Annotated in this window: 25 protein-coding genes; 11 read left to right on the top strand and 14 right to left on the bottom strand. The window is 62.7% G+C overall.

What is annotated here, in order from left to right:
* The 4 genes from A9X01_RS15780 to A9X01_RS15765 form a co-directional block, all read right to left on the bottom strand.
* Nucleotides 1–716 (bottom strand): alpha/beta fold hydrolase (locus A9X01_RS15780; protein ID WP_065121641.1); only part of this gene is annotated, 716 nt, incomplete at its 3' end.
* Complete coding sequence (locus tag A9X01_RS15775) at nt 713–1,432, bottom strand: DUF998 domain-containing protein (RefSeq protein ID WP_065121640.1); 720 nt, start codon at nt 1,430–1,432, stop codon at nt 713–715. The genes A9X01_RS15780 and A9X01_RS15775, both read right to left, overlap by 4 nt.
* Nucleotides 1,433–1,467: 35 nt before the next feature.
* Complete coding sequence (locus A9X01_RS15770; protein WP_065121639.1) at nt 1,468–2,457, bottom strand: alpha/beta fold hydrolase; 990 nt, start codon at nt 2,455–2,457, stop codon at nt 1,468–1,470.
* 100 nt (nt 2,458–2,557) lie between these two features.
* A complete protein-coding gene (locus tag A9X01_RS15765) occupies nt 2,558–2,944 on the bottom strand; it encodes a hypothetical protein (RefSeq protein WP_155772117.1) in 387 nt (128 codons plus the stop codon).
* Between the two features lie 265 nt (nt 2,945–3,209).
* Here A9X01_RS15765 and A9X01_RS15760 point away from each other — a divergent pair, with 265 nt between their 5' ends.
* Together A9X01_RS15760 and A9X01_RS15755 are read left to right on the top strand one after the other, a co-directional pair.
* Entirely contained in the window at nt 3,210–4,859 is a 1,650-nt protein-coding gene (locus A9X01_RS15760) for an alkaline phosphatase D family protein (RefSeq protein ID WP_065121637.1), read from the top strand.
* Entirely contained in the window at nt 4,849–5,373 is a 525-nt protein-coding gene (locus tag A9X01_RS15755) for a MarR family winged helix-turn-helix transcriptional regulator (RefSeq protein WP_065121636.1), read from the top strand. The genes A9X01_RS15760 and A9X01_RS15755 overlap by 11 nt, the downstream gene beginning before the upstream one ends.
* Nucleotide 5,374: 1 nt before the next feature.
* Here A9X01_RS15755 and A9X01_RS15750 read toward each other — a convergent pair whose 3' ends face one another.
* From A9X01_RS15750 to A9X01_RS15725, 6 genes are all read right to left on the bottom strand, one after another.
* Entirely contained in the window at nt 5,375–6,121 is a 747-nt protein-coding gene (locus tag A9X01_RS15750; protein WP_065121635.1) for an SDR family oxidoreductase, read from the bottom strand.
* A gap of 92 nt (nt 6,122–6,213) precedes the next feature.
* Nucleotides 6,214–6,600, bottom strand: coding sequence for a hypothetical protein (locus A9X01_RS15745; protein WP_155772116.1), 387 nt, complete (start codon nt 6,598–6,600; stop codon nt 6,214–6,216).
* A gap of 67 nt (nt 6,601–6,667) precedes the next feature.
* A complete protein-coding gene (locus tag A9X01_RS15740; RefSeq protein ID WP_065121633.1) occupies nt 6,668–7,009 on the bottom strand; it encodes a DUF3703 domain-containing protein in 342 nt (113 codons plus the stop codon).
* A 16-nt stretch (nt 7,010–7,025) separates the two neighbouring features.
* Nucleotides 7,026–7,328: an ArsR/SmtB family transcription factor gene (locus A9X01_RS15735; protein ID WP_065121632.1), complete on the bottom strand. Its 303-nt coding sequence runs from the start codon at nt 7,326–7,328 to the stop codon at nt 7,026–7,028.
* A gap of 70 nt (nt 7,329–7,398) precedes the next feature.
* Nucleotides 7,399–7,923, bottom strand: coding sequence for an Rv2253/PknI dimerization domain-containing protein (locus tag A9X01_RS15730; protein ID WP_065121631.1), 525 nt, complete (start codon nt 7,921–7,923; stop codon nt 7,399–7,401).
* Between the two features lie 76 nt (nt 7,924–7,999).
* On the bottom strand, nt 8,000–8,590 hold the full coding sequence (locus tag A9X01_RS15725; protein WP_065121630.1) for a deaminase: 591 nt from the start codon (nt 8,588–8,590) through the stop codon (nt 8,000–8,002).
* Between the two features lie 191 nt (nt 8,591–8,781).
* On the opposite strand from A9X01_RS15725, the gene A9X01_RS15720 reads away from it, so the two are divergent.
* From A9X01_RS15720 to A9X01_RS15705, 4 genes are all read left to right on the top strand, one after another.
* The gene (locus A9X01_RS15720; protein WP_436405273.1) at nt 8,782–9,624 is read left to right on the top strand and encodes a virginiamycin B lyase family protein; all 843 of its coding nucleotides are present in this window, start codon (nt 8,782–8,784) and stop codon (nt 9,622–9,624) included.
* A gap of 197 nt (nt 9,625–9,821) precedes the next feature.
* Nucleotides 9,822–10,373 carry an MPT63 family protein gene (locus A9X01_RS15715; protein WP_065121628.1) on the top strand — a complete coding sequence of 184 codons (552 nt, stop codon included), beginning with the start codon at nt 9,822–9,824 and terminating at the stop codon, nt 10,371–10,373.
* A 100-nt stretch (nt 10,374–10,473) separates the two neighbouring features.
* Nucleotides 10,474–11,061 carry a GNAT family N-acetyltransferase gene (locus A9X01_RS15710; protein WP_065121627.1) on the top strand — a complete coding sequence of 196 codons (588 nt, stop codon included), beginning with the start codon at nt 10,474–10,476 and terminating at the stop codon, nt 11,059–11,061.
* Nucleotides 11,062–11,174: 113 nt separating this feature from the next.
* Nucleotides 11,175–11,480, top strand: a complete 306-nt coding sequence (locus A9X01_RS15705; RefSeq protein WP_036357835.1) for a hypothetical protein — start codon at nt 11,175–11,177, stop codon at nt 11,478–11,480.
* Here A9X01_RS15705 and rimI read toward each other — a convergent pair.
* A complete protein-coding gene (gene rimI, locus A9X01_RS15700; protein ID WP_065121626.1) occupies nt 11,477–11,968 on the bottom strand; it encodes a ribosomal protein S18-alanine N-acetyltransferase in 492 nt (163 codons plus the stop codon). The two genes, A9X01_RS15705 and rimI, sit on opposite strands and share 4 nt — an antisense overlap.
* A gap of 470 nt (nt 11,969–12,438) precedes the next feature.
* Between rimI and A9X01_RS15695 the strand changes: the two genes are divergently transcribed.
* Nucleotides 12,439–13,707, top strand: a complete 1,269-nt coding sequence (locus A9X01_RS15695) for a tyrosine-type recombinase/integrase (protein ID WP_366663644.1) — start codon at nt 12,439–12,441, stop codon at nt 13,705–13,707.
* On the top strand, nt 13,704–14,684 hold the full coding sequence (locus A9X01_RS29950; protein ID WP_128107520.1) for a hypothetical protein: 981 nt from the start codon (nt 13,704–13,706) through the stop codon (nt 14,682–14,684). Before A9X01_RS15695 ends, A9X01_RS29950 begins: the two co-directional genes overlap by 4 nt.
* Nucleotides 14,685–15,171: 487 nt before the next feature.
* On the opposite strand, the gene A9X01_RS32375 is transcribed toward A9X01_RS29950, so the two are convergent.
* From A9X01_RS32375 to A9X01_RS29200, 3 genes are all read right to left on the bottom strand, one after another.
* On the bottom strand, nt 15,172–16,191 hold the full coding sequence (locus A9X01_RS32375) for an AICE element replication initiation protein (RefSeq protein ID WP_495524978.1): 1,020 nt from the start codon (nt 16,189–16,191) through the stop codon (nt 15,172–15,174).
* Nucleotides 16,192–17,671: 1,480 nt separating this feature from the next.
* Nucleotides 17,672–18,559: a hypothetical protein gene (locus A9X01_RS32370; protein WP_065121623.1), complete on the bottom strand. Its 888-nt coding sequence runs from the start codon at nt 18,557–18,559 to the stop codon at nt 17,672–17,674.
* Between the two features lie 328 nt (nt 18,560–18,887).
* Complete coding sequence (locus A9X01_RS29200; protein WP_081282412.1) at nt 18,888–19,160, bottom strand: helix-turn-helix domain-containing protein; 273 nt, start codon at nt 19,158–19,160, stop codon at nt 18,888–18,890.
* A 121-nt stretch (nt 19,161–19,281) separates the two neighbouring features.
* On the opposite strand from A9X01_RS29200, the gene A9X01_RS15675 reads away from it, so the two are divergent.
* The 3 genes from A9X01_RS15675 (at nt 19,282) to A9X01_RS15665 (ending at nt 22,976) form a co-directional block, all read left to right on the top strand.
* Complete coding sequence (locus tag A9X01_RS15675) at nt 19,282–20,601, top strand: hypothetical protein (RefSeq protein WP_155772113.1); 1,320 nt, start codon at nt 19,282–19,284, stop codon at nt 20,599–20,601.
* A 10-nt stretch (nt 20,602–20,611) separates the two neighbouring features.
* The gene (locus A9X01_RS15670) at nt 20,612–20,872 is read left to right on the top strand and encodes a hypothetical protein (protein WP_065121621.1); all 261 of its coding nucleotides are present in this window, start codon (nt 20,612–20,614) and stop codon (nt 20,870–20,872) included.
* Nucleotides 20,873–21,482: 610 nt separating this feature from the next.
* Nucleotides 21,483–22,976: a hypothetical protein gene (locus tag A9X01_RS15665; RefSeq protein ID WP_155772112.1), complete on the top strand. Its 1,494-nt coding sequence runs from the start codon at nt 21,483–21,485 to the stop codon at nt 22,974–22,976.
* The last annotated feature ends 1 nt before the right edge of the window (nt 22,977 follow it).

Below are 22,977 nucleotides of genomic sequence, written 5' to 3'. Positions count from 1 at the left end.
CAGCGATGGGTGCGCCAACCCGCGTGGGCAGTGGCGACGACCCGCGGCACCGGCGGTAGTGGGTAGACGGCCCGCAGTGTGCACAGTTCGGCCGCCAGTTCGTAATAGCCGAGGTATTCCGCGAGCACGGCCAGTGGGAACCCCGAGTCTGTTGCAGCGCAACGTAATTCGCTGCGGGCTGCGGTGTCGAGCCCGCCAGGTCGTCGCCGCTGCACCAGCTGCAGGCCCACCCGGCTCAGCGGCGGCTGCAGTCGCAGCTTGTCCAGCACGTTCAGCGTGGCGGTGGCGGCGGCGAGTTTGTTGGGCAGCGGCAAGGTGGGCAGCCATCGGTGGTCGGGGGCGATGCTGGAGTCGAGCAGCAACAATGCGCGGGTGCGGTGCGGGTACAGCCGCGCGAAGGCTTCGGCGTAGAAGCCACCGACCGAATGCCCCACCAACAACGCCTCCTCGGGACGGCGCACCGCGTCGAGCACGGCCGCGATCCGGTCGGCCTCCGCTCGGACCGTGCGGCGGCCGCCCAGGGGCGGTGTAACCGGAACGCCCGGCCGATCGAAGCGCACCACCGTGTGGTCGTCGGCGAGGTGCGCGGCGGTGTCGCTCCAGTGCAGGGCGCGCCCGCCCAGGCCGCTACACAACACCACGACGGGACCAGTGTGTCCGTCCACCAGGATCCGCGTCCGGTACCCGCCGGTCTCGACCTCGACGCGGTCCGTCATGGGGTGGGCGCGCGGGCGGTACGCAACGCGACGTAGATCAGCCAGCCGGCGAACACGGCGAGCTCGGCCCGCTGCGCGATCCCGACCACACCGACGACGTCGGCGCTGTCGACCAGGATGGCGATCCCGGTCAGTATCGACGTTCCGATCAATGCCCCCAACATGAATCGCCCGAGGCGACGAACCCGCGGCGATGCGCCCTCGCGCAGATCGGCCACGACGAAGGCCAGCAACGACGCGATCGCTGCGGTGAGCACGGTCCCGCTGCTGAACCAGTGCAGCTGATGGCCGATCGGCACGGTGCGCGAGCCTTCCCGGGCAGCGCACACGGCATCGGAACTGGGTGCGCACACGAGCCGCCACAGGGTGCTGTCCAGTATCGTCGCGGCGGCGAATAGCACCACTGCCCACCAACCGAGCCGGCTCCATTGCCCGCCGCGGAGGCCGATCAGGGCTGCGGCGGCCGCGATGACGAGGACTACCGCCGCGGCCAGGTCGCAGGACCGGAACCACTCGGCATACGGCTGGTCGGCCGCGGCGAGTTCGCTGATGTACAGATCGGGGTCGGGCAAGGTGCGGGTGAAGACGACTTCCAGAATCCAATTCGAGTACAGAATTGCCCCGAGCACGGCACCGACGACGGCGACCCACCGCAGCAGCTCTGGGGGCTTACGGCCGGTATCCGGCGCCGGGCGAGAGCGTTGCGGCACGGCCATAAAGACATCATGCCGCGCGCGAATCGCTGTTCGGGTTAAGCGAGGTCGCTGTCGGCCGGCGAGTAATCGGCGTACTGCGCGACGCCGGTCTGCAGCGCCTTGCGCACCAGCTCCGGGTCGGACTCGTAGGGTTCGGTCGAGTCGATGAACTGGTGGACGATCTGGACGAAGCGGTCCGGGTGGTCACCGTGCGGCATGTGGCCGGACTCGGGCAGGATCTCCAGCCGCGAGCCGGGGATCTGCCGGTGTGCCAGCCGAGCGTGGCTGGCCGGGATGATCAGGTCGTCCTCACCCCAGATGATCTGCACCGGCAGGCCGTGCATCAGGTAGCTGCGGTCCAGCATGGTGACGTACTGACCTTGGGTGTCGACGACGCCGCGCAGCGTGCGTGCGAAGGCGGACACGGCGCCGGGCTTGCTCAGGCCGCCGACCAGGCGGGGCAGGCTGGTGACGTCGCGGGTGAACCGGGTCGAGCCCACTACGGTGCCGACGGCGCGGCTGACTAGTCCCAGCGCGGGGACCGCTCCCGGCAGCCTCAGCATCGAGAGCGCCTCGGCGCCCAGCGGCATGGCCGCGAAGCGCAGCGCGATGCTCACGTCCTTGGTGACCCCGCCGGCGCTGACCAGCACGATGCGCTCGACGAACTGCGGGTATTGGTACGCGAACTGTGCGGCGACACCGCCGCCCAGCGAGTGCCCGACCAGCGTGACGCGGTCGATCTCGAGCGCGGTGAGCAGGTCGCGCAGACCGTTGGCGAACGAGGCCAGCGAGTAGTCGGCGCGGGGCTTGTCCGACTCGCCGTGCCCCAGCATGTCGGGGGCGATGACGGTGAAGCGCTGGGCAAGCTTGGCGTGCACGGGCTCCCACGTGGTGGAGCTGTCGCCCACCCCGTGCAGCAGCACGATGACCGGACCGGAGCCGGCGATACGGAAGGCGCGGCGGTGGCCGTGAATGGTGCGGAACTGCAGCTTCGGCGCTGTGACGTCGCGGACCGGCCGCAGGTGCCGGCGTGATTGGTTCGCCATGATGTCCCTCTCCCCTTTGGTCTCCTCCGCCGAAGCGGGGTGTTGAGAACCAGGTTGCCGGGGAGTTCTTGGGGACTTCTTGGAGAATCCTTGACGGTTGCTAGCCGATACGGCTGAGCGTGAACGACGTCCGCGGGTTCGGAATTCCGCAGGGTGACACGCTGTCCAGGAAATCGACGCCGCCATTCAAAGTGACCGGGTCCCACCATTGCCGAACGGTCACCGGCCAGGTGCCGCCGTCCCACAACGAGCCGTTGTCGCCGAGCTGGTACGGCGGGCACGTCACGCCGTCGGGGACGCTGCGCGTGACGACGTGCCGGCCATTGACCAGGGGAGCGGCGAACCCGTGGCCGGGCGAGGTCGTGACATGGGCGACGCAGTCCGGCGTGCACGTCGTGGTGATGGTCCAGGTGCCGGCCACGCCGTCGGATTCGGTGTAGGCGTAGACGCCCTGCATCTTCGGAACCTCGGCAGCGGCCGTCGGCACCGCCGGACTGAACAAAACTCCTGATGCTAGTGCAACCGCGGCAAGTACTGCATTTCTGAACATGTCACTGCCTCACGCCGAAATTTCATTGCCTATGGGCAATGTAGCCAAAGTGTATCGGCAAAATCGCAGCTTACACCCCTAGTCTGGCTGTTCATAGAAAACACTCACAGGGGTTCGGCAGATTTCAATCAGCCTGCGCAAAAACTCGTTGGCGGCGGCCGGACGCTTCCGGGTGTCGGAAGCTACCCATAAGGTGAGTCCGATGGGGTTAGTCCTTGGTCCGGCGTTACGGCACGTCGCCGATACGACGGCGCTGATCTGGGTGCAGACCGAGAACCCGGGCACCGTCGAGGTTCTCGGTTGTTCGGCGCGGACCTTCGAGGTGCAGGGCTTTCATTTCGCCCTCGTCCTGGTGACGGGTCTGGATCCCGACAGCGTGACCGAGTACGAAGTGCGGGTCGACGGCCGCACGGCGTGGCCGCTGGAGGATCCCGAGTTCGCGAAGTTTCCCCCGAGCGTGATTCGGACCCGCGGCCCCGCCGGTGCGGAACGGGTGCGGGCCATCTTCGGGTCGTGCCGCTACCCGAAGACAGATGACAAGAAGCTCGAGGCCAAGCTGAAGCTCGACGCGCTGGATTGCTATGCGGGGCGAATGGCCGGGCTGCCGATCGACGAGTGGCCCGATGCGGCGATCATGCTCGGCGATCAGCTTTACGCCGACGAGTTGCCACCCGACGAGCAGCGTCGGGTGGCCGACCGCCGGGTGCGGCGGAACAAGCGCGGCCGCCGCCCACCAGACGAGGTGGTCAGTTTCGGCGAATACGAACGGCTGTATCGCCATTCGTGGGGCGACCCGGAAATCCGGTGGCTCATGTCGACGGTGCCGACCGCAATGATCTTCGACGACCACGACATCCGTGACGACTGGAACACCTCGGCTCCGTGGCGGGCTGAAATGGCGAAGGTGCCATGGTGGCGTGAGCGGATCAAGGCGGGGTTGGCGTCGTACTGGGTGTACCAACACCTGGGCAATCTGAGCCCCGAGGACTTGGCGGGCGACCAAGACGTTCAGCGCCTGCTCGCCGCCGATGGCGACACCTGGCCGATCCTCGCCGAACTCGCCGAGCGGGCGGACCGAGAAGTGGACTCGCACAAGGGAGTTCGGTTCAGCTACCGCTGGGAGCTGGGCCGCACCCGGCTGATCATGATCGACTCGCGCAACGGTCGCATCCTGGAGCATGGCGAGCGGATGATGATCGGCGACGAGGAGTTCACCTGGGTGGAGTCGAATGCCGAGGAACACCCGGATCGCTACGACCACCTGATGCTGGCGACGTCGGTGCCCTGGTTGATGCCCCCGGCCATCGGCGACCTGGAATCGCTCAACGAGCATGCGGCGGACCTGCCCGGCCGGCGGGGAAGGTTTGCCGAAAAGATCCGCCAGGAGGTGGATTTCGAGCATTGGCCGGCGTTTCGCAAGTCGTTTGTGCGGCTGGCGCAGATGATCACCCGGATCGCGAACCATCCCCGCGGCCCGGCAACGATCAGTGTGCTGTCCGGCGATGTGCACCACAGTTACGCCGCACGCGCGCAGCTCGAAGGAGTGGAACCGGACGGGGCGACCGTGCACCAGCTGGTGTGCTCGCCGGTGCACAACTATGTGCCGCTGTTCATCAAGCCGGCCTTCATGCTGGGTTGGACTCGGCCCGCGGCCGCTCTCACCCGGTGGTGGTTGCGTAGGCGGGGGCTCCCCTCGCCGCCGATGAGGTGGGCCAACGTCTGCGGGCCGCTGTTCGGCAATACCATTGCGACGCTGGAAATCCATGGGCGCAAAGCGGTGGTGATCTTCGAACAGCCCCGGGGGACATCGGCTTTGGCCGAGGTGGGCCGGGTCTCGCTGAATGCGCACTGACTCGGGCGGCTCGTCCCCGGACCCGGGCCGGCTGAGCCGTCTGCAACAAGAAGCCTGGCTGAGCTACATGCGGGTCTACCATCGCCTCGAGTACGAGATGAACCGCCAACTCCAACTCGACTGCGGCTTGTCGCTCAGCGACTACACCGTGCTGAACGCCTTATCGAACGCGCCCGGGCGCCGTGCCCAGCTGTCCAGCCTGGCGACGGTGATCGGCTGGGAGCGCAGCCGGCTGTCTCACCATCTGCAACGGATGAGCCGACGCGGTCTGGTCGATCGCGTTGCCTCGGACAGTGATGGGCGTGGCACGGACGTGGTGCTGACCGCGCAAGGGGAGGACGAACTCGTCAGTGCCGCCCCCAAGCACGCGGCTCATGTCAAGCGGCTGTTCTTCGCCGGCATAGACAGCGACCAAGAGCGTCAGCTCGCTGAGATACTGACCGCCGTTTACGAGACGATCCTGCGCGAAGGAGCCCTTCCCAAGCCTGATTTCGGACCGCAGGCCTCTGAATAATTCACACCTGTTCTGCGCCGCCATCGACGAACAGCTCGGCGCCGGTCATGAAGCTGCTCTCCTCTGACGCCAGGAACAGAACTGCGGCGGCGATCTCGCTGGGATGTCCGAGCCGCCGCATCGGCACCTTCGCCGCTTCGGCATCGAGCAACTCTTGCTCAGAGCCGGCGGGTGCGAGTCCCTTGAGGCCGGGGGTCTCCACCGGACCCGGGACGACGGTGTTCACTCGAATCCCGCGTTCGGCAAGCTCCGCGGCCCATGTCCGTCCGAACGAGCGGATCGCTGCCTTGCTGGCCGCGTACACGCTAAACGCCGGCGTCCCGTTGTATGCCGCCGTCGAGCCGGTCAGAACTATCGAGGCGCCGTGGTTCAGCAGCGGAAGCATCTTCTGCACCGTGAACAACGTGCCGCCGACGTTGATGGAAAAGGTGTCGTTGAAGTTCTCGACGGTGATGTCGCCCAGTGCCGCGAAGTTTCCGCCGCCGGCGTTGGCGAAAACAATGTCCAGCCCCCGTCCGCGCGCCCGGATCGCCGCCGCCACGGCGTCGAGGTCCTCGGACCGCGATACGTCGCTGCGCACCCCGGTTGCCGCGTCGCCGATGGAGGCGATCGCCTCGTCCAGGACATCTTGGCGACGTCCGGTGAGGAATACGTGCGCTCCCTCGGCTGCCAGTCGCTGGGCGGCGGCCAGTCCGATGCCGGACGTGCCGCCAGTGACCAACGCCGTCTTGCCGTCCAATTGACCCATCATCGATTCCCTTCGTCGTTCGCATGTGCGGATACACCCTGCAACATGCGTGACATGTCACCTATTCCGGGAATCGTGGCGTAGTGCGTTCGCTATCGGCGCGACCACATTCGGCGAAGCCGGCCCCCGCGCTCTGTGCTCGAGCCTGCCGCCCGGCCCGACGTGTGTGCGGGTTCGGTGTGCACGCTCACCGCCTCCAGGTAGTCGCATTCGACGATGACCTTGCGGAATCCGGCCCCACCGCCGGCCACCGCGCGGCGCTGATACTCCGTAAGCAACTCAAGTGCTTGGGGTAGCACCGGCACTGGCAGGGTGTCCGACCCGACCACCGCCCATCCGCGCGCGAACGGCGGCTCGGCGGCCGACATGAATTCGACGCGCACCCGCTGCCAGCCGACGGGCGCCGCATCGCGGACGTGGCTGAGCGCGTCCTCGATCAGCGATCGGTCGCCGTCGTCGCCGCGTTGCGTACCTGTCACGTTGACCACCTCATCGGAACCGGGACGAAGGTCTGTGCCTCACAGGCTATCCGGCAAGGGCTTTGGCCTATCCGGCAAGGGCTTTGGCGAGGTCCGGCGGCGTAGGCATCGGTGTCATGAGCCCGGCCGAGGTTCGGCCGGTATTGCCCTCGGGATATCTCCCGGTCAGTGATCCGGGCGCCGCTAAGACGATGCGCACCAGCTGTCCGAACGCTTCTCGCCGGTCGTGTTGACGGACCGCGAGAATCAGCATCGCAACGTGGTTATGGGTGTGTAGCCATGGGTCCGGTTGCGAAACGATGTGTGCGCGTTCGAGGTGATGCCAGCGGACGTCTGTGGTGTCGGCTCTTTTGGCCGCGACCATCTCATCGCGGTAGACGGCACGGGCTTGCGGGGTGATTCGAGACATCCGCTTTCCTTCGCCGTCACGTGCAGTTCGGGTCGACCGCGAGCACCAGGCCCATCAAGTCGTCGAGCGCGTGCCCGATCCGGGGGTCGGCGAGCTCGTAGCGCATCCTGCGGCCCTCCGGGACTGCGGCGACGAGGCCGCAGCCACGCAGGCAGGCCAGGTGATTCGACAGGATCTGACGCGAGACGCCGATCTGGTCGGCTAACTCCGCCGGGTAACTGGGTTCACGATTGAGTCTGAGCAGGATCCGGGTCCGGGTCGAGTCGGACAGCGCATGGCCGAAGCGCGACAACGCATCGATATGGCTTACCTGCAGCATGGGAGCAATAGTACATAAAATTCTGTATTCAGAAAACCATGTACTTTATGTGGCACTCCAGGATGCCGGTTTACGCGCTATTGGGGTCGGCCACCTGGACATCCGGGCCCACATCGCCTACCCGCGTCGCGGTGAACGGAATGACGATGGGTGCGCAGGGCGCCTCCAGTTGAGTGCTGACGCCCACGAAGGTTCCGTCGGCTTTCACTTGGAAGGAGAGAGTTTCGGTCCCCTGCTTGATCGTGTTGTTGCAGGTGAACATTTTCCACCTGGTCGCCACCCACTGGTCGCGGTTCTCGCGGAAGACGAGCGCTCCTTCCTCGGGTGGTTGCAGCCAGGTGGGGCCGATCGAGGTGTCCCAGGCAGTCGCGACGCATCCGGAAGGTGGGCAGGCGGAGCGCATAGCGATCAATGTGGAGTGCGAACCTGTTGGCTTCGGCGCACCGTCGACCGTCTGCTTACTGCCGTCGAAGTCGAACCGGTACGTTCCATCGGCCAATGCCGAGGCTGACGCAACACCCGGTATTGCTAACGGGATTGCCGGGCCGAGGGCGACCGCGACGGCAGCCGCCAGGAGAATGCGAGAATTGGTCATAACGGCGGCTCTCAATCAATTTGCTATCAACCGATTGTCGGCCGGTGAGGGGGCCGTCGCAAGGGCTTTGCGCCAGTCAGTTGAACGGAATGTTGTTGTCGGTCTTGGCGAGTTGGTATTGGTCAGAAAGCTCGGCGTAGCGGGCCCGGATTTGCTGCTCGCGCTGACGGAGCGATTCGCGTTCTTGCTGCGGTTCGGTGTTGACCAGCTCCGGAATCGAATACGCCGACCAGAAGGCGTTGCTCGCCCGGTAGTCGCCGTTTTCCACCCCGAACACTTCTTTGAGGATCCGGAGGTCATGGGGAATACCAAACGCGTCCCGGGAATCCTCGTAGCTGAAGAAGTAGTAGAAGTTGTCGAATCCGGCCCAGGTGATGGCGGATAGGCACAGCGGGCACGGTTCGTGTGTGGACAGGAAGATCAAATCGCGCGTCGACGGCCGGTCCGGCAACTCGTAGAACTGGTTCAGCGTGCTGATCTCTCCGTGCAGCAGCGGATTATTGGTCTCTGCGTTGGTGCCCGTGATGACGACCGATAGATCGGACTTTCGCAGCAGGGCGGCGCCGAAGATCTTGTTGCCCTGCGCGACTCCCCGCGCGGTCATTGGCAGGATGTCGCGTTCCATAACATCGAGCAAGCGAGTCGCGGTTGCGGCGTTTTCCCGCATCGCGTCAGCGTATCGCTAAGGTGCCGCCTACCGAGGCCTTTCAGTAGGTTGGTCGGCAAAACGCCATGGCGAGTGCAACAGTCGAATCCGCGACGGGGGGTCGGTGGCTCAGTGATGCAAGCAGATAACGAACCGATGGGGCTCAGCAGAACCGCCACCGACTCGAGCCCCGGCTCGCTCGCGTGAACCGCATTCTCGAAGTCCCCGTGACGGGCGGGCCGTACGCGCTGACCGCAGGGCCCGACGGTGCAATGTGGGTGACGCTGGTCCAAAGCGGTTCGATCGCTCGCGTGAGGAGCGATGGTGGCCTCGATGTGTATCCCGTTGCGCCGCAGAGTAAGCCGTCGATCATCGTCGCGGGACCCGACGGTGCATTGTGGTTTACCCGAACCGGTGACGACCGGATCGGGCGCATCAGCCTGGGCGGTGACCTGAGCGCCTTCGAATTGACCAGTGGCAGTGCTCCTTTCGGCCTCGTAGCGGGGCCGGAGGGGGCGCTGTGGTTCACCGCGATGACGTCCGGCGTGGTGGGTCGGATCGACGTCGACGGGGCAGTGACGGAGGTGGCCGCTCCAGGCGGTACGCCGTCGATGATCGCCACCGGTCCCGACGGAGCGCTGTGGTTCACACTGAACCAGGCCAATGCCATCGGCCGACTTGAGCCGTCGGGCGACCTCATCATTCGCGACCTGCCGACGCCGGGCGCCGGTCCAGTCGGCATAGCCGCCACCCACGACGACGCGGTGTGGTTCACCGAGATCCTGGCCGACAAGCTCGGCCGTATCCCGATCGACGACGCCATCCAAGAACTCGATTTGCCGGGCAAACCGCACGCGGTGGTCGCCAATCCCACCGGCGGTGTCTGGGTGAGCTTGTGGGGGAGCGACCAGATCGCCGGTGTCACCGCCGACGGTGAGGTCACGTTGATCGACCTGCCTGCGGGCAGCGAGCCGCACGGGCTGGCGATCGGACCCGACGGTGCGCTGTGGGTAGCGCTCGAGGCGGGATACGTCATGCGACTGCCCACGGTCTGACGGCAAGAATCAGTCAATCCCGTTGCTCGGCAGAACCATTCGGTTTGACTTGTCAGAATCCGCACCTGGCGACGCAATTTCCGAGGCAAAAAGGTTTGGGGCAGCTGCTTTTGGTTATGCCACTCAAGTGCGGTCTGTCCCGCCGACATTTGGGCGACCGCTCGAACAATCGCGGAGTAAATAAAAAGGAGCCCATCGTGAGGTTCACCATCGCCACACTCAAGGCGGTCATTTGTGCTGCGGGAATAGCTGCGGCAGCCGTATTCGGCGCAGGAGTCGCCTCTGCCGCGCCGCCGAATGTCCAACCCTTCGGGTCCAGTCAACAGCTGATCAATGGGCCAATGACTATCACTTACACGGTGAGCAATCTGCAGCCCAGCACTGTCGCAATTCCTGGTTACACCCCTAAGGGCACCCTTTACCAGGCGGACATCACCGCCAGGTCGGACGCCGGCACGGTCACTCCGATGGTCAAGAACTTCAGCGCCCGCGGACCCAACGGTCAGACCTACAAGCTGATCGACAAGGCACAGGTCCCGGGAGGCCTCAACCCGGCTCCCATCCCGCAGGGCAGCGAATCGACCGGCACGCTCTACTTCGACGTGACGGGTGCGCCGGCCAACGGTGTCGTCTACAACGACGGACTCCAGGACATCCTCATCTGGACTTCGAATATCCCCGGGGAAGCGACCCCTAGCGAGTCGCCGTCGAGTCCGGCACCGGGTGGGCTTCCCGCACCGGCAAGCTGATCCGCTGTCCACCGACTCCCCGTGCCACAGCAGTGGCGCGGGGAGTTTCCAGCGGTGTGAGCCGCTGTTTCATCGGGCGAACACTGCGTATCGTCAGCGCATGAGAACTTCGGAGGCTAGCCCAGTAACTCCGACTACCGACGAGCGCAGCGCGATCGCCACTCTTACGATCGCGTTCAGCAGCGATCCCGTCGCCCGCTGGTTTCTGCCTGATGCAAGTCGCTACTTGACGTACTGGCCGCAATTCGTGAGTGCTCTGGCCGGGAATGCGTTCGCGGCCGGCACTGCTGACTCGGTCGGTGACTGTGCAGGAGTGGCCCTGTGGCTGCCACCCGACGTCGGTTCGGACGACGAGGCGATGGCGTCCATTGCGGTAGAGGCCGTACCGGAGCACGACCAGGAAGAAGTCTTTGGCGTCTTGGGGCAGATGGGCGAATACCACCCAACGGAACGACACTGGTACCTCCCGCTGATCGGCGTCGACGCGCCCAAGCTGGGCGGCGGCCTCGGCTCGGCGCTACTGCGGCACGCTGCGTCGCGCTGCGACCGTGACGGCTTGCCCGCCTACCTCGAAGCGACCGACCCTCGCAACAGGCGGCTCTACGCCGCGCACGGGTTTGAGGAGCTCGGCGTCATCCAGGCCGGCGGTTCGCCGCCAATCTGGCCGATGCTGCGCAAGCCGCGCTGAATTTGGGCGTGCTCCGGGAGTCCAAGCCAGTGCCGCGCTTTACCCCGATCGTTTGGGCGGCGCCGTTCCAAGGGTCTGAGGTCGACCGACCTCCCAGGACTACCCTCATAGCGGTGACGACGGGCCAGGATTTTGACACGATTCCCGCTGCGGAGATCAAGCGCGACGACAACATCGAATTCCCTGCGGGCAATCCAGACGTGAAGTGGCACTTCGACGAGAACAGGGCATCGAGGCCGCCGTGCGACCAGCCGGGGGTGCAGTGGTATGTCGAGGAGCTGGGGGAACCCATGCTGGGCAGTCCGCTGGGCGATCTGTACAAGTTCACCGTAAAAGAGGTCGGCGGTGCCGGCGCTGATGTCGAAGTCAAGATCAGGGGCCATGTGCCCGTTCGCCGCTACCGGCGGCAACTGGGCTAGGACGATTGTTGGGTGCTAACCCGAGGCTCGCGCCGCATCGTTAACGCGTCGACGCCGTTGTAGTACCCGGGGCGCAGGCCAACCTGGTCGAATCCCACATCGCGGTACATCGCGATGGCGGCTTCGTTGTCGTAGCGAACTTCCAGATATACGGTGCCGCCCGCGGCGAATTCCAGCAGCTCGTTCAACAGCCGGCGGCCGATGCCGTGTCCTTGGTGCGCCGGGTCCACACCGATATTGCGCACCTCGTAGAACGACACACCGGTGAAACCCGTGGAGCCCAAACGCACGATGCCGCCGTAACCGATCAGCGTTCCGGCCGTGCGTGCGCTCACGAAATAACCGTCCGTGTTGGCCAGTTCGCGTTCAAATATGGCCGCCGACCACGGCTCGTCGCCCGCGAACAGAACGGCGTCCAACTCGGCGCATCTGCTGACGTCCGACGGCAACAGCGCACCGATCACCACCGGCTCCACTGGCTCGGCCATCGGGCCACGACGGCCGCTGTGGCCCGATATCGAGGGACGAGGAGGGGGCTCAGGAAGCGGCTTCGGCATCGGATCGTCAGCGCTCGTCGAGGTCCCCTTCATGCTGGCCGTGCAGCGAACCGGCCCGACCTGCTTGGACTTGCGATGCTACGCCAGCTGATCTCGTCCGTTATCCGGTTGGGCCGCAGAGCAAGCCGTCGATCACTGTTGCGGACCCGGCGGCATACTGTGGCTCACCCGCACCGAGGTGCTTACCCGCTCGTTGGATGGCGATCCGGCCGAGGCCGAATCAAACCACGAGTGCCCCCGGCAGGATTCGAACCTGCGGCGACGCGAAATGCGGATTGGCACTCTGAACAGCCAGAGTAGTCGAAAACTGTTGTGGCTCTGTGGCATAGATCCGAGCTGGACGCACCATTTGATACCAACTGATACCAACGGCTCTACCCAACGCATCCGATGTTGGTAGTATGAATGTGCAAATCCCGCTGGTAGGGAAGTACCCCGGCAGGAATCACAGCGGAAACCGATTGGAATTGCACGCCATGGCAGCCAGAAAAGGACACCGAAGCTGGGGTTACGTCGTCCAGTTGCCGAACAAGTCCAAGCGATTTGAAGCCAGCTACATCGGGCCGGACAAAAAGCGCCACTACGCGCCACAGACTTTCACCGTGAAGACGACCGCCGAAGGCTGGCTTGCCAACGAGCGTGCATTCTTAGAGCGCACGATCATGACCGGCGAAACGTGGACCTCACCGAAACAACGCGCAGCCACGCAGCAGGCGCAATCGATCACGCTCGAAGACTTCGCAAAGACATGGATCGAACAGCGCAACATCAAACCGCGGACCCGTCTGGAATACGAATCGCTATCCGAGCACGAAATTCTGCCGGAACTGGGACCGATTGCGCTGCGATCCCTGACAAGCGAAGTGATTCGCGGGTGGCACGCTGGCCTGCCCGCCGACACGCCACGGCGCAACAGCGCGGCATACGGGTTGCTTCACGCGATTTTGAAGACGGCGCTTGAAGATGAATTGATCGACCGCAACCCGTGCCAAATCAAGCGGGCCATGAGTTCCAACCGCAAGCGCGAGCCGGTGATTCTGGAAGTGAGCGAGATTGCCGCGCTGGCTGACGCAATCGGGGAGCGTTGGCGCGCGCTGGTGCTGCTCTCGGCGTGGTGCGGATTGCGCTGGGGTGAGGTCGCCGAATTGCGGCGCAGCGATTTCGGGCCTGGCTGCGAAACGGTGACGGTTTCCCGTGCGGTCAACCATCGCAGTGGGACATGCACGATTGACACGACCAAGAGCGATAAGGCGCGACTGGTGGTGATCCCTCCGCACATACGAGCTGACATCAAAGCGCACTTGGACACTCATACGAAAGCCGGTGCCGATGCGCCGCTGTTCGTTCCGGTGCGTGGGGGCTGCCACTTGGATAACAAGACTTTCGCCGATTCGTATTTGAAACCGGCTCTCAAATCAATCGGGCGTGAGTCGGCCACGCATCACCACTTGCGACACTTCGCGGGAACCATGACGGCGCGCGTCGGTGGATCGATTTCGGAGACAATGGCTCGCCTTGGTCATTCCACGTCGCGAGCGTCGCTGATGTATCAGGCTGCCGTCAGTGAGCGCCAGGCCGTCATCGCCCAAGCGCTGTCAACACTTGCGACGACGACAAAGCCCGTTGCTGATGCGGTGGCCGATGCAATCGAAACGGAGCCGCAAACTTGACGCTCATCGTTTCGGCTGTCGTCGGCAATTGGGCAATCCATGCGAGTGACCGGCTCGTCGGCAAAAAGCGGACGCCCGCAGCTGAGCCAATCGAGCACGACGCGCACAGTAATAAGACCGTCATCGTTTGTGCCCGCGAGTGCTGGGTCGTCATGGGTTACACGGGACTGGCATACCTTGCCGGTAGGCCGACCGATCAACTCATTGCGGAAGCGGTCAGTGGTTACGATGACCTGTCAGACGCAGCATTCACGTATTGGCAACCGCCGACTGATCTGCACTATCGCGAGATTCGTGATCGCGTCGAGGCGAAGCTAGGAAGCGCCTACGCAACGCTTCCGAAATCGGTTGCGAGTAGATACGCGACGACCGTTTTAGGCGCTGGCATACAGCGTAAGGGCGGCAAAGTTCACAAAGTGATGTTCCGAACGACTGCGCGTGGAGACTCCGTGGCGAGTGCAGAGTTAGGGCCAACTGTTGACGATTTCAGAGCCTTTCGCGTTTATGCCGTGGGAATGACACACCGACCGACACTCGACCGGGCACAGGACCGAATAAGAGCACTTCACTGCCCGCCTGAAGAACTCGCAGACACTGTGCGCGATATCTTGAAAGATGCTGTTCTAGAAACCCATTCGCTTGTACCAGCATCTGTGGGCGAAGACGTGATGACGGTTGTGCTGGACAATCAAAATCGCAACGTGCGAACGGCGCTGCATGTTGCCGATCCGGCACGGCAGGCCGCACTGCACCAACAGGCGATGGCTGACGGAGACGAACAGTTCGCGAGCCTATTGACCATATCGACGCCCTTTGCGCTGACACCCGGAATGATCTACGGACCGTCCGTGGCTAATCCGGGAGGGTGGATCATGAACAATGGAATCACCTTTGAATTCAGCGGTTTCGACAATGACCCTCCACGGTGGCAAGGAAACGCATTCTTTGCTGCGCAGCCTCGTAAGCCAAAACCGTGAGGCACCGGAGCCGCGAAAACCGGCCACGGTAGTCGCCACCCCGCAGGATCAACAACTGCCGGATTAAGGCACGTATTCGCAGGTCAGCGACATACTATACCTATGGGTGTCGGATGCGTGTCGGATGCCATCGCGGTGTTCATATGAAATAGCCTGTGCCACAACAGATTTCACACCCGTTCTCGAAGGCGTAGCCGTTTGCGTACGGCCACCGGAGTGTGTGCGTCGTTTTTCAGCGGCGAACCGGGCCGGGGGGCGGGGGACCGTTGACCATGGGTGCGCACGTCCATGGGTGGCGTTATGGGATGGAGTGACGACCGTCAGACAGGGATACCGGGAACTTAATCCCTGTCTGATTTCCTTAACCTCGACTGCGGGGTTCGCTTGTTCCTTTCCTACCCATGTTCCTATCCCTCTCACCGACTCAAAGACATCAAGTAGAGACAGGGAATATTTGCCTTGTTTCCCTGTCGGTTAGATGAGCTAATCAGCCGGCAGGAGGTCGCAGGGTCCATCGCATCACGCAGGCCAGATTGCGCGCGCCGTCGTCATCGACGTGCCAACCCATCGAGCGCAGTCCAGGCGCATTGCGTTTGAGTGCACTGGTGACCGATCTCGGGGAACGCGGCCAATCGCGCGGTGTCGTGGCGCTCATCGCGACAATCGGCCATCGCTGGTTCACGTCGTTCAAAATCTCGGCTGCGGTCTTGCCTGCCTTGCCGGTGTCGTAGCGCAGATCGATCGCGGCCTGAATGAACGAACTTGTCGACGTGCTCTCCCGCAGTCCGCTTCTGATGCGCTCGCGATACCGTGCCATGCCGGTGCTGCCGGTGATGTGATCCACGCAGGCGAGTACGCGCCCGAAGTCAGCCATGCGGGGCAATGGTGCGGTGTCTGCCAGGTCGGGAAGCATCTTGTGGACCTTCGACGCAAGGTCGAGCAGGCCACCGAACACAACCGGCCAATCGGTCTGCCATGCGGCGTTCAAGTCGGCTTCGGCCTTACGCTTCTCAATGGTGTGCAGCTCGAACGAAATCAATCGGTCTGCGAAGTCGCCGCGCAATCCACCGAGTTCGATGCCGTTGAAGATCACCGACCGGCGAAACTTGATCACCGACAATCCATCATTGGTGTAAAGCGTGCGCGTGGCGCTGCCGCTTCCGGTGGACGCGCGGCAAAACGCATCCGAGAGCCAATCGGGAACGTGGGACATGTTGTCCAGCCCTACGGCCCAACTACCCCCGGCGATGCTCAGCCAGCGTTCTAGATCGGTTGGCGGGCCATGCATCTCGTCAAGCGTCGACGGATCAATCAGTGAAAGGAAACGCTTTGAAGTCGATGACTTGGCCGTGCCGTGTTCGCCGGTGAATCCGGTAATCGGTTTGGCCGTGCCCGGTTGAATCAGCGCATCAATCGCAATCGCCAACGCTAGCGGTCGATCCTCGGCGGCGATGTTGAGATAAGACCACAGTCGATCCACGTCGCCGCCCTGCTTGGGCTCAGGCATCGCCGCTGTCAGCTCGGTTCGCCGGAATTTGTAGCGCGATTCGTAGACGACCCGCCAAGCACCGCCGCTGATTTCGATGACGCGGTTATCGGGGTCGGCCATGTCGATATGAATTCTGCTGACGTCTCCGGCTATTCGAATGTGCAGTGGCTCGGGGATTTGTTCTAGCGCCATGCCTTCCAACACACCCATAGCCGCCAACACCGCTGATTGTGTCGGGGCGGCGTCAAACCGTTTGAAGTAGTCGCGCGCAATCGCTTGACGCAAACCCAGCTTGGTCCCGCGCAGATCCATCACCACATGCGGCGTGTCAGGGTGAAAGCCGAACGGTCGGCCATCGGTGCTCACGCCGAGCCGGTAGGACTCTAGGGCGATGTCCACCAGTCGTGATGCTTGGCTGCGTTGTGCGGGCTGGTCGTGGTCGTGGTCACCAAGTTCGTTGCGTGCGGCATCTTTCGTCTTCGTCGCGGCCTTCGCGAGACCAAAACCGAAGGCATCGGGCAATTCACCGGGCGGCACAACGTTAACCGGTTCACGCGTCGCGCGCAGATGACGAAACGTCGTCTCTAGAACGTCCCTGGCGTGATTGAAGTCGTCTTCTGTAATGCAGCCGCCGAACTTCGCGCAATACAACCGGGTGGCCTGAGCCAACAGCCATTGGTGGCGTCCGGTGCCGAGTTGGATGGTGTCGGGGTCGGCCCATCCGCGAATCATCGCCTGCGCGTAGGCGCATGTTTCGCCAGCGAAGCGCCACGAATCCGGGTCGCTTTTGCGTGCGTTGTCGCGGGGATAGTCGGCAATCTCGCGGATGCCGTGGGCGTCAAGACGCTTGTCGATTTCAGCCAGCGTGAGCGGCCTGCCTCCGTTGGCAACGCAGGTGACTGGTATCGCTCGACCTCCGGTGGCTTCGGGCTTGTGGTTGAAAGTTCCCGGTGCTCGCAGCACCCGCGCTGGATCGAATGCGGAATCGACCTGCGCGCCGCGTTGCCTCGCGACGAGCTTCACCAACCGCTTCCATCGGTTCAACAGGTGCGAAAGGTCGATGTCGTCCGAGCCGTCCACATGGCCGTCAGTGACCGGCCAGTAGGGATGTAAACCGCCGCTACCGCTGTAGGTGATCGCTGCTGGCCCGGTGCCCATAATCACCGACAAGTCGTCAATGATCGCGTTCGCCACGTCGGTGCTGGTGCATGCGCCGTCTTTGACGTCTAGATCGGCATACAGCGACGACAGGCGCGTTACGTCTGCGGTGCTGCCACGCCCAGCATTCTTGCGAGCTGGCCCGCGCGTTGGATTGACGCCAAACCATATGTCAGCGCCACCGGGCAGGCTCGCCAACGTGGCCGCTGCATCGGAAGCGTCACACACCCGCGAGTTGAACCGGCCATCGGGACCGAGCTTGTACCCGAAGGCCACGAACTCGCCTGTGGTGAAGCCGAGCACCCGCAGCAACCCGGCGAGGTCGAGCGGTGGCTGGTGCTCAGAGGTCTCGCCGCCGAATATTGGCCACGCGGCGAAGGCGCGCGCTCTGGCGTCGCTGCACACCAACCGCAGCACCGGCCTTGGTGTTTCCATCGTTTCGGAATCGAGGTTGTCGGTGCTGGGGGTTATCATGGTGTGGTCTCTCTGAACTCGAAGCTGTTGACTGGGACATGACCCGCTCGGAGTAGTCACCGGGCGGGTTCTCCCACTTTCGGCCGTCGTCGTCGTCATCGGCGCAGATCGTTTTGCATGAAGGATCGTCGGTTGATTCGTCGGTGGCCGGCGTCTCGATCACTCGCCACGACAACGTCCCGAATCCATCCGAATAGCCCTGCTCTACGATGCATTTCGCAGGATCGACCGCGTTTTGCCCGAGAAACGCTCCCAAACACCAGCAGCAGACCCGCATCAGGATCACCAGATCGCCGCGCGCTACGGGAATCGTGAGAAAGTTCTGTGCGAAAAAGTCGCGCTCAAGTTGCCTGTTGGGACCGTCCGCCCGTCTCACGGTTTGCAGGCAATGCGCGAACCAATCGACACAACTGGCGTGCCGTTTACGGTCGATGACCACCGGCCCGTTGATCTGCAAATCGCAGTGGATTTCGTTTGCGACGGCCGCGTAAGCATGATCAAGGTCGTCGGCGCTGTGCATCACCCATGGTTCATGCGGTCGGCATGTGGCAAGGATCGCCGGAAGATCGGGAGCGGTCGCAAACCGAAACGCTTCGGCGGCTTGATCGGCGGGACGACGCAACGCATCGGCCACCGGAGTCAGCAGTTGAATCCAGCGCCGTTCGGGATTGGTTTCATAGAAACGTTCTTCTACCGCTTCGGTACCGACCCACGACCGCAGTACGTCTTGCACCTGTTGTTCGGTGGCAATCATGGGCGTGGCATCCGGTGGGCTGTCGATGCAATGACGTGTTGCGTCGTGTATGCGCTGCCTGATTGCGGGGTCAAGCGGTGTGGTGACTTCGGCTAGGTGTGGTCTGCGACTCATGGGATTTCGCCCTTTCGTAGTGGTGGTGTGTCGTGGCTGCAAATCGTCTGTGCGTAAATAGCTTTCATATGCATTGGTATCGCGTCAGATTCAGCCAGTGCCTTAGTGACAGCGGCGAAGCGCGCGGCGTCTTCGCGTTGTATCTGCGCAAGCTCACGGCGAGCGCGCGACTGTCTCGCTCGCGCCTGCGAGTCGGTGACACCGCGAATCGTTGTCATGCGCCGGCCGTGCGGTTGTCGATTTTTCGCACGAGCTTGTCAACGTCGTTGGGATCGAACTTGAGTAGCCGCAACCCGACTTGATGCGCCGGAATCAAGCCGAGCGCGACGTACTTGCGCAAAGTGTTCGGCGAGATTCGCAAGCGATTCGCGGCGTCTTTGGTGGAAATCAATTCAGCGACAGAATCAACAGGATCAGCGTCGGTAGTTGCTGCGGGCCGGTCATGTTGAGAATCGCTGCGCGTCAACGGGGATGATGTGCGAGACATGCGGTGTCACCCTTCTATGGACCATTGGTGGAGGTTCCCGGTGAACACCCGCACGGCTCGCGACCGGCTGTGTCCCAGAATAGCACAATGACGAGCGCGCGCGAACGGTTCAGCATGTGCGGTGTGGTCCGACATTCCGTCTATACCAACAGCATTCGGAGATTCAGACGGCGTAGAATCGAGGCCAAGTCTGCACCGATTGGGGTCACTGATGAACACGACGACACTGCGCGACAACGCCAAGGCTGCTGCTCTGGCCGCATGGCCGATCTACGGGGCCACCGTGCCCACCGGTCAGTACGGCATCACCACGACTGGCGAAGTCGCGCCGGTTCTTTCGACGCTGCGCGACGGTACTGATCTGGCCGCAGTGTGGACGGAATTCTCTGAGGTTCTGGACATCTGGAACAAAGACAGGCGCAAGCTCACCGATCTGTTGGCGTTCCGCACGGTCAACGCAGGCGAAGCGGTACCGCAGAACATCACTCCGGCGCTATTCGAACAGGCAACTGAAATCGGTGTCCCGCAAGCTGCTGGCACGCCCGGTGATTCGCTGATGCTGGGATACCAGTTCACCGACTACGACATCGCGACTCGCCTCACGCGGCTTTTCCTGCGCGGTGCTGACGTTCGTCAGGTCCGCGCGATCATGGACAATATTCTGACCGGCGACACCACATTGACGACCGGTGAAATCCTCAAGTCAATCTTCGGCAAGACGCGGCGAAAGAATCCCGAAGGATTCACCGTCTATGACCTTTACGACGGTGTTGCCCCGGGACCCCCGCCGTACCTTGGTCGGCAATTTCCCACAGAGGAAACGCATTACATCACAAGCGCCACCGAGCAAGTGGACGCAGGGGACGCCGAGCATCTGATTCGGTTGGTGACTCGCAAGGGTTTCAGCAAGGAGACCGGGGCGACGTTGCTTCTGTTGTGCAATCCCGATGAGGCTGAGCACGTGATGAGTTGGCGGGCCAATCAGCCGTCGCGTCCGCCCGAAGGCGCAGAGACCATCGATGATGTTCCCGTGGCGCGCTGGGATTTCGTACCGAGCGAGTCGCAACCGCCGTATCTGTCGGGTGACGGTGGCGAGTTGATCGGTGAACCGGTGCCCGGTTCGTTCCACGACATCCCCGTTCTCGGCTCGTACGGCGAAGCTCTGGTGATTCAAAGCGATTACGTGCCATCGGGTTACATCGCGGCTGTTGCGACTTACGGGCCGAATTCCGACCGTAATGTCGTTGGTTTCCGTGAGTGGCCCGACGCTTCGCAACAGGGTTTGCGTCTGATGCCCGGTAACTGGTCGGGTGTCCCGCTGGTGGAATCGTTCGCAACACGCGGATTCGGTACCGGCGTGCGTCGTCGTGGCGGTGCTGCGGTGTGTCAGATCACGACCGAACCGGCGTACACCGCGCCCGCTTTCATCACGCACCGGTAGGGATCGAACTATGACCGCGCTCCCTCCGTGGGTTGAATCCGCGATGTTGGACGCCCAGCGCGATCCCCGACCGGTTGCGCCTGATGCGCTTGCGGTCGGGCTCGGTGCCGCGATGCGCGGCGAACCTCGGCGCGTGGGTGACGGCGAGTTGTCGGGTGGCCCAGGTCAGCCGCGTCACTACAACCCGATCACATCCGGCGAAACGCGCGTGAAGGTGAATCGGGGCACCGTGGGCAAGCCTGACGGGCCGTCGATCAAGCTCGCTGACTGAGAGGCAACCATGGCTACGAAAAAGCAGAAGGCCGCGAGAGCGAAATTCGCCCGTCAGGCTAGGGCGAAGGGTTCGAGCAGGGTCGGCAAGGCTGCAGCGAGCCGTACGCGGCGCAAAAAGAGGCGGTAGCCGTGGCGCGCCGTCGTCCTGGTCGTCGCAGAGGAAAACGCGTTTACCGTCGTGACGCGCGGGGTCGTTTTGCGCCGACCGGCGGTGTTGCATCCGACCACGACAAGCGCAAACGCAAGCGCCGTCGTGTGGCTGTGGCCGGTTCAGCGGTCGCGGTCGGGGCGGTGGCAGGCAGTCAGGTTCGACCGACCTCGCGCACGCGTACGGGGGTTCAGCGCCGCCGCATCGTGTCCCGCCATGTCGAGCTAGCCCGCACCGATCATGAGCGACTGACCTCGATCCGGGCTCGCGCGTTCCCTACGTCGACCGGGCCGAAGTTCGACGCCAGGACCGCGAGGGCCGAAGGCCGCGCGTTGACGAAGGGGTACCGGAAGGGTGTCAGATCAGTGCGGAAAGCGGCTCGAAACTCTCGATGACACGGTGACCGACAAAGCCGAAATGATGCGACGGGTGTCTGTGTCCATTCGTACGATGGCTTGTCGTGAAGCGATACGTCGCTGGCGAGCCCTACTCAGCCAGAAGAGTCACTGCCTTCCAACGAAGGATCGAGCGGCTAGCCCGTCGCGTGCACATGGTGGACCTGCTCGCCGAGGGTCCCGATGCTTTTATCGGCTTTCAGGACGATCTCGCTCGTCTGCAAGCAGAGATTCAAAGAGATATCGGTGAGCTAAAGAAAACGGTGCGAAAGGACAAAAAAGCAATACCAGCGCTGGATTGGTTGCGTCGGCTGCGCTGGTATTCGCGGTGTTTAGGAGACGCGCTGGCCTGGGAGGTGCTTCTCTTCGATAGGAAGACAATAGCCGCATTAATGACGGGCACCAGACAGCCTATTGCGGCGATAACTACAAGCCACCAGGCCGTTGTTTCAATGGCCGGATACTTGCTGAGTCAGCAGTTCGGCGTCCCGATCATTCACGACATAACCAATTGGTTGCGCATTGGCGACATCACTTTTATGCAGCCAAAGAAAGAGGGAAAGTCGTGGGGCTTCCAAACGGTTGAATTGAAGAGCTCGGTCAATGATAGCGAGACGTTGGATGACGGCGTTATTCAGGCCAACGTCACTGTCAACGTGTACAGCAACGAACCCATGGATCTCTTAAAGGGACTCGAAAATACACCCAAGGCTGAGGCAGCTGCATCGACCACGCCCGAAAATCTCGGTGCGACTGTGCCTGCTAAACAAGATCGCCGTCTCAAGAAGCAATTTCAGCGGCTCGACAAAATGATCGCGCAGCGGGACATGAAAGACAACGCGATTACCACGGTTGACGGCATTCCGAACGTCGTTTTTCGACTGCCCCACGAGGATACGCACCACTGGGCAGACCTTCGACGCGCAATTCGAAATGCTCGGCGCGATGGTTGCGCGTTCTTTTCAATCGATCACTTCATCGGTTACACGATATTCTATCGAAAGGAAGGTGTCACCGAAGAACACATTTCGAAATTCCGCGAGCCGATGGTCGAACATGTTCAAAATGATCTGCTAGCGCACGGAGGGGGCGGCTTTCTGCTAGTTCGCGAGCTGCCCATGGCGGAAGAGTACGACGTAGAAGGTTTCCCTTTCATGCGCTTCTTTAGCTACAAGATTCCGCAAAATGCAATCGCCGACCTCCTGCGGAATCGTCTGCTTATGGTAGCGACGGTTAATTACGGCCTATTGGATGCTGCATTGGCCGAACGGGGCTTTAACGTCACGGGAATGAATGGCGAACCAAGAGACGACGCTTATCCCTATTCTTGTAAAGTTGCTTGGCCTACAGGCGAGACTTTTCGCCTCGGCATGCCGTCAAGTCAGGTGTCTCGCGAGGTTGAACGAGCCCTATACGAGTTCTCAGGCCTCGACGACGTCGTTCAAAAGGTGGCTTCAGTGCAACTTCTGCCAGACCTCATTTCCTACGCAGACTTTGAAGCTTCGCTTGAAGCTCAGGCAGCCCACGGCGAAGCTGTGCAGCAGAACAAACCGGTTTAAT

This window comes from Mycobacterium asiaticum (assembly GCF_001668675.1).
Classification (GTDB): domain Bacteria; phylum Actinomycetota; class Actinomycetes; order Mycobacteriales; family Mycobacteriaceae; genus Mycobacterium; species Mycobacterium asiaticum_D.
This window is presented reverse-complemented; position numbering and strand designations above follow the sequence as displayed.